The 13,772-nt window shown below is 62.4% G+C and carries 11 protein-coding genes; 3 read left to right on the top strand and 8 right to left on the bottom strand.

Features of this window, described 5'->3' with window-relative positions:
- Nucleotides 1-162: 162 nt before the first annotated feature.
- Complete coding sequence (locus AC3WJW_RS22490) at nucleotides 163-1,644, top strand: methyl-accepting chemotaxis protein (RefSeq protein ID WP_493727451.1); 1,482 nt, start codon at nucleotides 163-165, stop codon at nucleotides 1,642-1,644.
- A gap of 203 nt (nucleotides 1,645-1,847) precedes the next feature.
- Nucleotides 1,848-2,213, top strand: coding sequence for an Mpo1-like protein (locus AC3WJW_RS22485; protein ID WP_102674251.1), 366 nt, complete (start codon nucleotides 1,848-1,850; stop codon nucleotides 2,211-2,213).
- Here the strand turns inward: AC3WJW_RS22485 and AC3WJW_RS22480 are convergent, their stop codons facing one another.
- From AC3WJW_RS22480 to AC3WJW_RS22470, 3 genes are all read right to left on the bottom strand, one after another.
- Nucleotides 2,214-3,011, bottom strand: a complete 798-nt coding sequence (locus AC3WJW_RS22480; protein WP_493727450.1) for an acyl-CoA thioesterase — start codon at nucleotides 3,009-3,011, stop codon at nucleotides 2,214-2,216.
- A gap of 247 nt (nucleotides 3,012-3,258) precedes the next feature.
- Nucleotides 3,259-4,017: a CHAD domain-containing protein gene (locus AC3WJW_RS22475; protein WP_493727449.1), complete on the bottom strand. Its 759-nt coding sequence runs from the start codon at nucleotides 4,015-4,017 to the stop codon at nucleotides 3,259-3,261.
- 100 nt (nucleotides 4,018-4,117) lie between these two features.
- Nucleotides 4,118-4,396 (bottom strand): hypothetical protein, encoded by a 279-nt coding sequence (locus AC3WJW_RS22470; protein ID WP_007973587.1) that lies wholly within the window; start codon nucleotides 4,394-4,396, stop codon nucleotides 4,118-4,120.
- 221 nt (nucleotides 4,397-4,617) lie between these two features.
- On the opposite strand from AC3WJW_RS22470, the gene AC3WJW_RS22465 reads away from it, so the two are divergent.
- A complete protein-coding gene (locus AC3WJW_RS22465) occupies nucleotides 4,618-5,655 on the top strand; it encodes a patatin-like phospholipase family protein (protein WP_116580055.1) in 1,038 nt (345 codons plus the stop codon).
- Nucleotides 5,656-5,807: 152 nt separating this feature from the next.
- Here AC3WJW_RS22465 and AC3WJW_RS22460 read toward each other — a convergent pair whose 3' ends face one another.
- From AC3WJW_RS22460 to kdpA, 5 genes are all read right to left on the bottom strand, one after another.
- The gene (locus AC3WJW_RS22460; RefSeq protein WP_493727448.1) at nucleotides 5,808-6,506 is read right to left on the bottom strand and encodes a response regulator; all 699 of its coding nucleotides are present in this window, start codon (nucleotides 6,504-6,506) and stop codon (nucleotides 5,808-5,810) included.
- 48 nt (nucleotides 6,507-6,554) lie between these two features.
- Complete coding sequence (locus AC3WJW_RS22455) at nucleotides 6,555-9,206, bottom strand: DUF4118 domain-containing protein (protein ID WP_493727447.1); 2,652 nt, start codon at nucleotides 9,204-9,206, stop codon at nucleotides 6,555-6,557.
- A 113-nt stretch (nucleotides 9,207-9,319) separates the two neighbouring features.
- Complete coding sequence (gene kdpC / locus AC3WJW_RS22450) at nucleotides 9,320-9,865, bottom strand: potassium-transporting ATPase subunit KdpC (RefSeq protein ID WP_493727446.1); 546 nt, start codon at nucleotides 9,863-9,865, stop codon at nucleotides 9,320-9,322.
- A 142-nt stretch (nucleotides 9,866-10,007) separates the two neighbouring features.
- Nucleotides 10,008-12,065 (bottom strand): potassium-transporting ATPase subunit KdpB, encoded by a 2,058-nt coding sequence (gene kdpB / locus AC3WJW_RS22445; protein WP_493727445.1) that lies wholly within the window; start codon nucleotides 12,063-12,065, stop codon nucleotides 10,008-10,010.
- Nucleotides 12,066-12,076: 11 nt separating this feature from the next.
- Complete coding sequence (gene kdpA / locus AC3WJW_RS22440) at nucleotides 12,077-13,771, bottom strand: potassium-transporting ATPase subunit KdpA (protein WP_493727444.1); 1,695 nt, start codon at nucleotides 13,769-13,771, stop codon at nucleotides 12,077-12,079.
- Nucleotide 13,772 lies beyond the last annotated feature (1 nt).

Below are 13,772 nucleotides of genomic sequence, written 5' to 3'. Positions count from 1 at the left end.
TGGCGGCAACACATTCGGTACGGATGTGACTGACAAACCGCAATCGCGAGCAAGCTCGCTCCCACAGGTTTGAAATTGATCTGCATCAAGAACCAGCCACCTGAGTAGCGGCACAATGATGGCACCTTGCCAAAACTGTTTCCGCTATCAGAGAAGACCTCCATGGGTGCCTGGCTTAGCAATATCTCGCTGAAATACAAATTCTGGGCGGTCAACGCCGTCGCCTTCGTCACCACCCTGTTGTTGGTGCTGTACGCGGTGCAGCTTGAGCAGCAGGCCCGCAGTCACGCGTCCCAGGCTTCGGCCCAGGCCCAGGCGCGATTGCTCGAAGCCTGGCCCGCCGGGCAACCTCTGCCCAAAATCGATAACCTGCTGACATTCAATCGCGGACAAGCACCTTCGCTGTTTGAACAACCCATTCCCGAGCTCATCAATGCAAACGGCTGGGTCGAGATCAACGTGATGCCGCTGTTCGGTGACAACCCGTTGATGGGCGCCGAAGTATTCGCGCGCGCCGACGGGCAGCGGGTCGCCGTGATCGCCCACGGTCCAAGCCTGAGCCAGGTGTTCGGCGAGCGCTTCGCCCACTACGCGGTGGCGGTGTTCATCCTGATGCTGGCCATGCTCGGCGCATCGCAGTTGTTGATCCGCTTTCTGCTCAGCCAGCTCAACACCTTGAAAGACGTCATGTTGCACGTGGAGAAAACCGGCGACCTGTCGGCCCGCGTGCCATTGGCTTGCAGCGACGAAGTCGGGCAGATGGCCAACGCCTTCAACGCCATGCAGGCCGGTTATCAACGAGTGGTCAACACCGTCGCCAGCACCGCCCGTCAACTGGACACCGGCGCCGCGCGGCTGGCGGCGAGCATGAATGAAGTGCGCCACGGCATGCTCGGTCAGCAAAGCGAAACCGATCAGGCCGCCACGGCGATCAATGAAATGACCGCCACGGTCTATCACATCGCCCAGCACGCGGGCGCCACCCGTGACCTTTCACAATCGGCCGATACCCTCGCCGGTAGCGGGCAGGAAGTGGTGACGCGGGTGCAGCGCTCGATTGCCGGGCTGTCCACCGGCGTGCAGCAGACCGCCGAGATGATTCAACGCCTGGCCGAGGACAGCCAGAAGATCAACGGCGTGGTCAACGTGATTCACAGCATCGCCGAACAGACCAACCTGCTGGCGCTCAACGCCGCCATCGAAGCGGCCCGGGCCGGCGAGATGGGGCGCGGCTTTGCGGTAGTCGCCGATGAAGTACGTAACCTCGCCAAACGCGTGCAGGCCTCCACGGACGAAATCACGATCATGGTCTCGGCGTTGCAGGCCGGGACGCGGGACGCCGTGGATTTCATGCAAGAGAGCTCGTTCAAGGCCGATGACTGCGTACGACAAGCGCAAGAGGCCGGCGCAGCCCTGGCCGAAATCACTGGCGCAGTGGCACAGATGCGTGAAAGCAACACACAGATCGCCGTGGCGGCCGAGCAGCAGAGCCAGGTCGCGGAAGAGATGAACCGGGCGGTGGTGAGCATCCGTGACGTGACTGAGAACACGGTGCAGCAGACGGTGTCTTCGGCGACTACCAGCAATGAGCTGGCGGCGCTGGCCGGGGAGTTGAGCAAGGCGATAGGTCAGCTCAAACTTTGAGGCCCCTTTCGCGAGCAGGCTCGCTCCCACAGTTGAAATGCATTCCCCTGTGGGAGCGAGCCTGCTCGCGAAGGCGTCAGCCGAACCTACATCAAACTTGAACATGACGCCTATCAAGCCAATAGCCAGCCTTGATTCGCCGCCGGCATTGACCGGGCCTATTCTTCATTACATGTGTTCAACATGGATCGAGGATCAGCATCATGGGCAAACGTCACCCCAACCTTCCCGCCTGGCAATGGCGAGCGTACCCGAACAATCATCAGCACCCGACCAATCTGGTGTTGCACCTGATCGCGGTGCCGCTGTTCATCGTTGCGTTTCTGCTGATCGTATCCGGGGTCTTCAGCCTGAGCCTGGCCAACATCGCCATTGGCGTGATCGGCGTGATTGCGGCGATGGCCTTGCAACGCCACGGCCACAGCATGGAAACGCAAGCCGCCGAGCCGTTCAGTGACCGCAAGGATGCGGTATCGCGCCTGTTGGTCGAGCAGTTTCTGACCTTTCCGCGGTTCTTCCTCAGCGGTGGCTGGTGGCGCGCCTGGCGCGAACGCCACCGTCGTCACTGATCAGGCGAACACCGTCACCGTCTGGCGGCTCATGGCGATCAACCGGCCATCGGCGCTCCACATTTTCGCGGCGGCATGCCCGTAGCCATCCGCGGCGTACTCGGTCTCGACGAGATATTTGCACCAGTCCAGGGTGGTCAATTCCAGCAGCGGTTGCACGAACTCGATGGTCCAGGTCAGCGTGCTGCCCATCGCCGGCTTCTTCAAAAACGGCATCAGGGCCGGCGGCCAGGCGTCCACCAGTGCGAGGATATGCGCCTCGCTGATGGCCTCTTCCTTGACATCGCCGCGCAAGCGCACCCAACCACCCATTTGCCGCGATGTGCTACCGCTGAACGGCAGCCCGCCAACACTCCAGCGCATCGCCAGGTGCCGCATGAACTCCGGGATGACGCCTTCGACAAAAGGCAATTCCTGGCACTCTTCCCAGTGCTTCATTTCAGGTGCCGGTTCAGCGGCCACGGCCACCACCGAAGGGCGTGAAGCGCCGAAGCTCCCCTGGATCAACGTCACCACCTGGCCCTTCTGCATCACCCGGCCCAACACCTGGCTGACCGCCTTGCCTTCGCGCAATACGTCGACTTCAAAGCTGACTGGAACCTCGGGCTCAACCGGGCCGACAAAGGTGATCGCCAATGAGCGCACCGGGCGATCCGCTGGCACCCGGGCACGCATGGCTTCGTACTGCAAAGCCGCCACCACGCCACCGAAACTGGCGCGCCCCTGGCCCCAGGAGGCCGGAATGGACAGCTCCAGCGGCTGGCTACGGACAGCGTCAAGCAGTTCGGAAAAACGCATGAAAACCTCAGGGATCGGAAAAAGATGAGGGGGATGTTAACCATCTGGCGAGATGGATACATCGCCTATTCCGGACAAATTGACTGACAGATAAGTCGTGCTCGGCTCGAACACAAAATCCATGGCCAACATTGAGCCCATGTGGGAGCGAGCCTGCTCGCGAAAACGGTGTAACAGTCACGATGTGTGCTGAATGTTAATCCGCTATGGCGAGCAGGCTCGCTCCCACAGTGGATCTCGAGGGGTCTCAGGATTTGAAGCAATCGCGACTGAGCTTTTCCAGCACCCGGTCCGCACGGCTTTCTGCCTCGGCCATGGTGGCTGTCCAGATCGCGATACAGGGCTGCAAATCCGCTTCCTGCTCAGCCATGGCCAGCCATTGCACGCAATCGTGCCAGTCACCCAGCGCTCCCTGGGCTGATTTCAATCGGGGCATGGCCGCTTTCGGCAAACGGTCCAGCTCGGGGTAAGCGTCGATGCCATAGCGTACGCGCTTGATCAGCAGGCGTAGCCGATGACGGTCGTGGGCCGGGTCGTGCAGTGCTTCGTCGAGTTTTTTCCACTGTTTGCCCAAGCGTTTTTCGATGCGCTTGCGCAGGCCCTTGAGCAATCCCTGGCGCTGGGCAGCGCGCAGAAAACGCGGAAACGCATCGAGGACGATCAGCAATTGCGCGAGCTCGGGACTGGCCGCTACGGCCGGATAGGCTTCGGCCATTTGCGCCATGCGCCACTGTGCAGCGTGAGGTTGACCGTGCTCAAGCAGGTACGCCGCCAGCACTTCGCGATCACGCAAAGGCGTGGTCAGATCACCCACCCGCGAGGCGGCCGCTTCCAGTTGTTCGACACCGGGCAACCCGCGCAAAGGCCGCAACAGGCTGCGTAACCGACGCATGGTGGTGCGCAGATCGTGTAAAGCTTCAGGGTCAGTATGCTCTTTCAAGCGGGCCTGACAGGCCAGCAGACGAACTTCCAGGCCCAGGACATGAGCCACCAGCCGATCGATCATGGGGGTTTACTCCGTAAACAGCGCCAGGCTGCAAGCTGCGAGCTGCAAGCCCGAAGAGTCTTGCAACTCGTAGCTTAGAGGCTGCAGCTGCTTTTTGCCTTCAACGCCCCGCGCGCGATTCACGGATATAGAAACGAGCCTTCTCGGCTTTCCTGGTGCAGCCTTCGAACCCTTCGAATTGCTGTTGCGTCTTGGCCGCGGTCAACAGCGACAGGGCCTTGGAGTAGCTGACGGTCCCGGCGAAACCTTCGGCTTTGGCCAGGTCCAGTTCATGCCATGCCGCATCCAGGTTACTACCGCAACTGTCGCGGTAGGCGGTCTTTCCGGCACAACCGGCGAGCGCCAGGGCAATCAATGGCACGCAGATCCAGGCTTTCATCACTTACTCCTCAAAAATAGGTCAACAGTCATGCAGGTAAGACGGTGTGACACCTGAAAAGTGCCGTTGGTCCGCTATGCGAACTATAACGCTGATGAGAACAACCCTGTGCCGCCATGGAGTGTCGAAAATACGACGCTCTTGCCCCCTCGAACGACCATGACCGTTGAAGCATGACCCTCGATGGGTGCATTGTTGAAGCATTCAAACGAGGGCGATTCATGAAAAAGCGTGTCGCACTGGTATTGGGATCGGGTGGAGCCCGGGGTTACGCACATATTGGGGTCATTGAAGAGATCGAACGGCGCGGCTATGACATTGCCTGTATCGCCGGTTGCTCCATGGGCGCAGTGGTGGGCGGGATCTATGCCGCCGGCAAACTCAACGATTACCGCGACTGGATCGAGAGCCTGGATTATCTCGACGTGTTGCGCCTGGTGGACGTCAGTTTTCGTTTGGGGGCGATTCGTGGCGAGAAGGTGTTCGGGCAGATTCGCAAGATCGTCGGCGAGATCAACATCGAAGACTTGCGCATCCCCTATACCGCCGTTGCCGCCGACCTGACCAACCAGCAGGAAATCTGGTTCCAGGAAGGTTGCCTGCACCAGGCGATGCGCGCCTCGGCAGCGATTCCCAGCCTGTTCACCCCGGTGATGCAGGGCAACCGCATGCTGGTCGATGGCGGCATTCTCAACCCGCTGCCGATCGTGCCGGTAGTGTCGAGCCATTGCGACCTGATCATCGCGGTCAACCTCAACTCCACCAACCAGCGCCACTACCAATTGCCGGTGATCCAGCGCCCCGCCGCGTTCAAGACCCGCTTCGACAACCTGATCAGCTCTGTCGGCTCGAAGTTGCCGTTCCGGCGTAAACAGGCGGAACAATTGTTGATCCTCGAGCAGGAAGCGTTGAAAGCCGAAGGTGCGGATTTCAACCCGTGGATCGAGTCCGCCGAACCCGAAGCCCAGCAACCCGCTGCTGCGCCGGAAGCCAGTGGCGCGCCCCGCTCCGCCACCGGTTCGTTCATCATCGACAACGTCGGACCGGCGTCCTTGCTCGACTTGATCAACCAGAGCTTCGAAGTGATGCAGACGTCGCTGGCGCAATACAAGATTGCCGGGTATCCGCCGGACATCCTGATCAACGTGCCCAAGCGCGTGTGCCGGTTTTTCGAGTTCTACAAGGCGCCGGAGCTGATCGCGCTGGGACGGGAGATTGCGCGGGATACGCTGGATCGGTATGAGAATGAGCAGAATTGAACGTCTGAAAGTTCTCAAACGAATGTAAGGGCCCCTTCGCGAGCAGGCTCGCTCCCACAGTGAATCTTTGGTGTACACAAGGTTTGTGTCTGACCAGGACCCCATGTGGGAGCGAGCCTGCTCGCGATGGGGCAGGAACATTCAGCACAAATCTAAAGGCTACCCTCACTCAACAACCGATACCCCACCCCCGCCTCGGTCACGATGAATCTTGGCCGGGTCGGGTCATCCGCCAGTTTCTGGCGCAAGTGCCCGACCACGATTCGCAAGTAATGAGTGTCTTCGGTGTGCGTCGGCCCCCAGATGTCCTTGAGCAATTGCTGCTGGGTGATCACCCGCCCGGGATGCCGCGCCAGTTGCGCCAGCACGGCGTATTCCTTGCGAGTCAACGCGACTTCGATACCGTCGAGCAACACCCGGCGATACGCCAGGTCGACCGTCAATGGACCGAAGCTCAGCGCCGCTGGCTGGGCTTCGCCCACAGGCGCCTGGCGCAGCAACGCACGAATCCGCGCCAGGAATTCCTGGATGCCGAACGGCTTGGTCACGTAGTCGTTGGCGCCGCCATCCAGGGCCTCGACTTTCTGCCCTTCACCGGCGCGAACGGAGAGCACCAGCACCGGCACCGTCGACCACTCGCGAAAATCGCGCAATACCTGTTGGCCGTCCATGTCCGGCAAGCCGAGGTCGAGCACCAGCAAGTCCGGTTTGTTCAATGCTGCCTGGGCCAATCCTTCACTACCCGTGCCGGCCTCCAGCACTTTGTAGCCTTGGGAAGCGAGGCTGATGCGCAGGAATTTGCGGATCTGCGGTTCGTCGTCGATGACCAGGATGGTCGCAGTCTGGCTCATGAATTCACATCAACAAAAAGAAGTGGCAAGAGAGTAGCGCAAGCACGATCAGGCTTCACTCTCGTATCCCGGCTGAGCCTGTAGCGGCAGGTGCAACGTGATGCTGGTGCCGCGCCCCTCGATGCCGTCGGCGACGCTGATGCGTCCACCATGGGCACCGACCATGCCCTGACAGATCGCCAGCCCCAGTCCGGTGCCCTGCCCGCCACGATCACCTCGCGCCGCGGTGTAGAACATGTCGAAAATCTTCGCCCGATCCTCCTCCGGAATCCCCGGCCCCTCATCGCTGACCGAAAAGAACAGCTCACCGTCGTCGGTCCCGGCGCGCAACTGCAAACGCCCGTGGGGCGGCGAAAACCGCGCGGCGTTTTCCAGCACGTTGACCAATGCCTGTTCGATCAGCGCGGCGTGCACATACAGCAGCGGTAACTCGGCCGTCACGTCGGTGCTGACTTGCAGCGGCGCAAGGACTGCGCGCAGGCGATTGAGCGCACTGCCGACGATATCGGCCGGTGACACCCAGTCCCGCGCCAGCTTCAGGGCTCCGTGGCCGAGGCGGGTCATGTCGAGCAGATTCTGGATATATCGATCAAGGCGCTCGGCTTCATCGCGGGTACCTTCGAGCAGTTCCCGCCGGTCCTCCAGCGGGATCGCTTCACCTAGGGCCAGCAGGCTATCGATACTGCCGCGCATGGACGTCAAGGGTGTGCGCAAATCGTGGGACACCGAAGCCAGCAAGGCACTGCGCAACTGCTCGGTTTCACCGTGCAGCCGCGCCGCTTCCAGATCATCGGCCAGTTGCGCCCGGGCCAGCGCCTGGGCCAGCGGCTGGCTCAGCGCGGTCAACAAACGACGGCGCTGGCCGCTCAGGGTCTGGCCTTCCTTGGCGCACACGCCAAGCAGCGCGAGCGGGCCGTCCTCGACCGATAACGGCCACCACCACCAGCGGCCGAACGGCAAGGTGCCGGTGCCCGCACCCGCCGGTTGATCGTGCTGCCAGGCCCAATCGGCGGCGGCACGCTCAGCTTCGGTAAACTCCAGCGGGCCACCGGTTTCGACTTTCCAACCACTCTGCCCGTCGCGATTGAGCAGGCACAGTTGCACATCGCTCCAACCGTTGAGGTGCTGGGCGGCCGCACTGACCACGGCCTGGCGGTCGGTGGCAGCAGTCAGTTTGCGTGACAGGTCGAGCAATTCAGTGGTTTCTTCCTGGGTATCGCGCAGCGCCTGCAATTGCCTGCGCTGGCGCGCCGCGAGGTTGCCGGTGAGGGCTGCCATCAACAGGAAAAACAGCAAGGTCAGCACGTCTTCTTCGCGCTGGATGCTCAAAGAAAAAGTCGGTGGAATGAACAGGAAGTCATAGGTCAGAAACGACAGCGCCGCACAGGCCAGCGCCGGCCCGAGACTGCTGCGCACCGCCACCAGCAGCACGGCGGCGAGGAACACCAGTGAAATATTGGGCAGTGGCAGAACGCTCGCCACGGCCCAGGCCAGGGCGCTGGCCAGAACCGTCGCGACCACGGCCAGCGCGTAGTCGAACCAGACCAGTGACCCCATCGACCGCTGATGGGGTTGATGCTGTTCGTGATCGCTATCGAGAACGTTGATTTCCAGTCCGCGCGCATTGCGCAGCAGCCGCGCCGCCAACCCGCCACCGAACAGGCGGCGGCGCAATCTCGGCCGGGACTGGCCGACCAGCACCAGGCTGGCACGACGCTCGGCGGCATGCTGGATCAGGGTTTTCGCCACTTCACCGGCGCGCAGCAACACCACTTCGCCGCCCAGGCGTTCGGCCAGTTGCTGGGCGCTCTGCAGGCGCAGGCGGGACTGTTCGTCACGCACGCGGCCGTTGTCCACGTGCACCAGGCTCCAGGGCAGGTGCCGCCGTTGGGCCACGCGACTGGCATGCCGTACCAGACGCTCGGCCTGGGCATCGCCGTCCACCCCTACCAGCAAACGCCCGCGCACGGCTGGCGCCGCTTGTCCGAGTTGGCGATAGCCCAGGGCCAGATCGTTATCGACCTGAGCCGCCGCGGTTTGCATCGCCAGTTCGCGCAGGGCTGTCAGGTTGGTCTGGGAAAAGAACGCGTCGATGGCCGCCCGCGCCTGCTCCGGCACATAGACCTTGCCGTCGCGCAGGCGCTCGAGCAGTTCCCGTGGCGGCAAGTCGATGAGCAGCAGTTCGTAGGCTTCTTGCAGCACCCAGTCCGGCAAGGTTTCACGGACCTGCACGCCGGTGATGCCACGCACCTGATCGTTGAGGCTTTCCAGGTGCTGGACGTTGACCGTTGTGTAGACATCAATGCCGGCGGCGAGCAGTTCCTGAATGTCCTGCCAGCGTTTTTCGTGACGGCTGCCGGGTGCGTTGGTGTGCGCCAGCTCGTCGACCAGCACCAGCTTCGGTTTGGCGAGGAGCAGACCGTCCAGGTCCATTTCTTCGAGCAATACACCACGGTATTCCGAGCGTACCAACGGCTGCTGCGGCAAGCCGCTGAGCAGTACTTCGGTTTCGGCGCGGCCGTGGGTTTCGACGACGCCTGCAATGACCTTCACGCCTTGACGCAGTTGGGTGTGGGCCGCCTGGAGCATGGCGTAGGTCTTGCCGACTCCGGGGGCGGCGCCGAGAAATACCTTGAGCCGGCCACGGCCATCGCGGGGCAGGTCTGCTAACAGCGCGTCGGCGCGGCCGGAGTTGCTCATCTGTAATTGCCTTGTTTGACTTTGAATTGGGGGTGTTGCCTTTAAAGATCGCAGCCTTCGGCAGCTCCTACAGGGGTTGGCGTGGATCCTGTAGGAGCTGGCGGTCTTTTGATCTACAGCTTTTCCAGCGCCAGATTCAACTCAAGCACATTCACCACCGGCGGGCCTACCAATGGCTGCTCGATGTGCGCGTCCAGCAGCTGTTGCAGTGAGGCGACCGGCAGGTTGCGCGCCGCCGCGACACGCGCCAGTTGATAGGCAATCGCCGTCGGTGGCAAGTGCGGATCGAGACCGCTGCCCGACGTCGTGACCAACGCCAACGGCACCGGCCCCTGGCCGGGCACCAGCAGCTTGCCGGCTTCGTCGATCACCCGCGTGGCCAGGGCCGGGTTGCTCGGCGACAGGTTGCTGGCGCTGCTCGATACGGTGGCAAAGGCACCGGCCGAAGGACGCGGGTGGAACCAGGCGTCGCCGACGAAATCCTGGGCGATCAGCGAGGAACCACGGACCTTGCCTTCGGCATCGCGCACCAGACTGCCGTTGGCCTGATCCGGGAACACGACCTGGGCCACGCCGGTAACCACCAGTGGATAGGCGACGCCGGTGATCAGCGTCATCAGGACCAGCAGGCTCAGGGCCGGGCGTATCAATGTGGACATTTCAAAATCCTCGAATTCGTAATTCAATCAATTGGACCGTGTCGCATTCTTCGCGAGCAGGCTCGCTCCCACAGGGCGAAAGCATTTCAAATGTGGGAGCGAGCCTGCTCGCGAAGGCGGTGCATCTGGCACCCCGCGCAGGTCAAACCAGATGCAACGCCGTCAACAGCATGTCGATCGCCTTGATGCCCACGAACGGCACCAGGATCCCGCCCAGGCCATAGATCAGCAGATTGCGTCGCAACAGCGCCGCCGCACTCGCCGCCTGCACGCGCACGCCGCGCAATGCCAGGGGAATCAGCACCACGATGATCAACGCGTTGAAAACGATCGCCGACAGAATCGCGCTCTGCGGACTGCTCAAGTGCATCACGTTGAGCACGCCCAGTTGCGGGTAGATCGCGGCGAACAGCGCCGGCAGGATCGCGAAGTACTTGGCCACGTCGTTGGCGATGGAAAAGGTCGTCAGCGCACCGCGGGTGACCAGCAATTCCTTGCCGATCTGCACCACATCCAGCAACTTGGTCGGGTCGCTGTCGAGGTCGACCATGTTGGCCGCTTCACGTGCCGCCTGCGTGCCGTCGTTCATCGCCATGCCGACGTCCGCCTGGGCCAGTGCCGGGGCGTCGTTGGCGCCGTCGCCGCACATGGCGACCAGACGCCCGTCGTTTTGCTCGTGACGAATGCGCGCCAGTTTTTTCTCCGGCGTGGCTTCCGCCAGCACATCGTCCACACCTGCTTCAGCGGCGATGGCGGCTGCAGTCAACGGGTTGTCACCGGTGACCATGACCGTGCGAATACCCAGCTTGCGCAACTCGGCGAAACGCTCGCGGATACCGGGCTTGACCACGTCCTTGAGGTGGATCGCGCCGAGCAACTTGCCCTCGGCGCAGACCAGCAAGGGGGTGCCGCCGCTTTGCGCGATCTTGTCGATTTCGCGGGACAGGGCCGGTGCCAGGTCAGCACGTTTCAGGCCGACGAAGGCCAGCAACGAATCCACCGCGCCCTTGCGGTACACGCGCCCTTGATAGTCAACACCGGACAAGCGGGTTTCGGCACTGAATGGCACGGCTGTCAGCACGTCGGCGGACGGTTCCGGTTGCGGATGAGTGCCACGCAGGTACTCGACGATCGACTTGCCTTCAGCGGTGTCGTCGGCCAGCGACGCCAGCAACGCGCCTTCGGCCAATTCCCTGGCTGTCACGCCTGGCGCGGCATACACCGCCGAGCAACGACGGTTACCGAAGGTGATGGTGCCGGTCTTGTCCAGCAGCAGGACGTGCACGTCCCCCGCCGCTTCCACCGCACGACCGGACTTGGCGATCACGTTCAGCCGTACCAGACGATCCATGCCGGCGATACCGATGGCCGACAGCAAACCGCCGATGGTGGTCGGAATCAACGTGACCAACAGCGCCACCAGAAACACCAGCGGCAGGCTGCCGTTGGCGAAGTGAGCGAACGGTTGCAGGGTCACGACCACCAGCAGGAAGATCAGGGTCAAGCCGATCAGCAGGATGTCGAGCGCCACTTCGTTCGGGGTTTTCTGGCGTTTGGCGCCTTCGACCAGGGCGATCATGCGGTCCAGGGTCGACTCGCCAGGGTTGGCGGTGATCTTCACCAACAGCCAGTCGGACACCAGCCGTGTGTTGCCGGTGACGGCCGAGCGGTCGCCGCCGGACTCACGAATCACCGGTGCCGACTCACCGGTAATCGCCGCTTCGTTGACCGCTGCGATGCCTTCGAGCACTTCGCCGTCACCGGGGATCATCTCCCCGGCTTCGACACGCACCACATCGCCCTTGCGCAGACTGGTGGCCGGCACTACCTGAAAGGTGCCATTGCTGGTTTTGCGCCGGGCGCTGAGGCCTTCGCTACCGGCCTTGAGGCTGTCGGCGCGGGCCTTGCCACGACCTTCGGCCAAGGCTTCGGCGAAGTTGGCGAACAGCACGGTGAACCACAGCCACACGGCAATTTGCGCGGCGACGAAGGTCGGTACGGCCGTATCGGGAATGAAGCACAGCACGGTGGTCAGGATCGCGGTCAGTTCGACCACCAGCATCACCGGCGCACGCTGCAATTGCCGTGGGTCGAGCTTGACGAAGGCTTGCACCAGCGCCGGGCGCCACAGGGCCGAGATTGCGGTTTTCGGTTGTTCCGACGCCTTGACGGCGACGGTTTTGGATACGGGCATATTCATCTTCAACTTCCTCAGAAGGCCATGCTCAGATGTTCAGCAATCGGGCCCAGCGCCAAGGTCGGCAGGAATGTCAGGCCGCCCACCAGCAAAATGGTCACGGTCAGCAGGGTCACGAACAGCGGGCCGTGGGTCGGGAAGCTGTTCTGGCCGATCGGTGCGGTTTTCTTCATTGCCAGGCTGCCGGCCAGGGCCAGGACCGGGAGGATGTAACCGAAGCGACCAATCAACATGCCCAGGCCCAGCATCAGGTTGTGGAACGGCGTGTTGGCACCGAAACCACCGAACGCGGAACCGTTGTTGGCACTGGCCGAGGTGTAGGCGTAGAGCAACTGACTGAAACCGTGGGCGCCCGGGTTGCTTACCGAGGCCACCGGGCCTGGCAGGCTGGCGGCAATCGCGCCGAGCACCAGTACGCCAATCGGCATGACCATCAGGGTCACCACCAGCAATTGCACTTCCCTGGCTTGCAGTTTCTTGCCGAGGTACTCCGGCGTCCGACCGATCATCAGGCCGGCGAGGAACACCGCGATCAGCACGTTGAGCAACATGCCGTAGAGCCCGGCACCGACACCGCCGAAGATCACCTCGCCAACCATCATGTTGACCAGCGCGACCATGCCGCTCAGCGGATTGAGGCTGTCGTGCATACCGTTGACCGAACCGTTGGACGCCGCCGTGGTGGTTACCGACCAGAGCACCGTGGCGGTAGTGCCGAAACGCGCTTCCTTGCCTTCCAGCGGCGCAGTCTGCTCGACGGCTACGTTGTTCAGGGTCGGGTTCGGCTGGTATTCAGCCCATAGCGAGGTCGCGCCGCCGATCAGGAACAGTGCCAGCATGCAGGCGATGATCGCGCGGCTCTGACGCAGGTCCTTCACGTAGTGGCCGAAGGTGAACACCAACGCCACCGGGATCAGGATGATCGAGGCCACTTCGAACAGGTTGCTCCAGGCCGTCGGGTTCTCGAACGGATGCGCCGAGTTGACGCCGAAGAAGCCGCCACCGTTGGTACCCAATTGCTTGATCGCAATCTGGCTGGCAGCCGGGCCCAGTGGAATGACCTGGTCGACGCCTTGCACCGTCACCGAATTCACGTACTGCGCGAAGGTTTGCGGCACGCCCTGCCAGACCAGATACAGCGCCAGCAACAGGCACAGCGGCAGCAGGCCGTAGAGGGTGGCGCGGGTCATGTCGACCCAGAAGTTGCCAAGCGACGTCGTGGATTTGCGGCCGATGCCGCGGCACAGCGCAACCAGTACGGCCAGGCCGGTGGCGGCGCTGACGAAGTTCTGCACGGTGAGGCCGGCCATCTGGCTCAAGTAGCTCAAGGACGCTTCGCCGCTGTAAGCCTGCCAGTTGGTGTTGGTCATGAAACTGACGGCGGTGTTGAACGCCAGCGTCCACTCCTGGCCCGGCAGGTTTTGCGGGTTCAGCGGCAAATGGTCCTGGAACAACAGGATCGCGAACAGCAGCAGGAAACCCGCAAGGTTGAAGGCGAGCAAGGCCAGCGTGTACTTCTGCCAGCTCTGTTCGGCGTGCGGATCGACACCGGCCAGGCGATAGCATCCGCGTTCGACCGGGCCGAGGACCGGCGACAGCCACGTGCGCTGCCCCTCCATTACCTTGTAGTAGAAGCGCCCGAGAAACGGCGCCGGGACCAATACCAGGGCGAAAAACCCGAGGATCAGCCAATAGTCATAACTGTGCATA

This window comes from Pseudomonas sp. GW821-FHT07G06, from assembly GCF_058986625.1.
The sequence above is the reverse complement of the archived record's forward strand: the minus strand, read 5'-3'. Positions and strand labels throughout refer to the sequence as shown.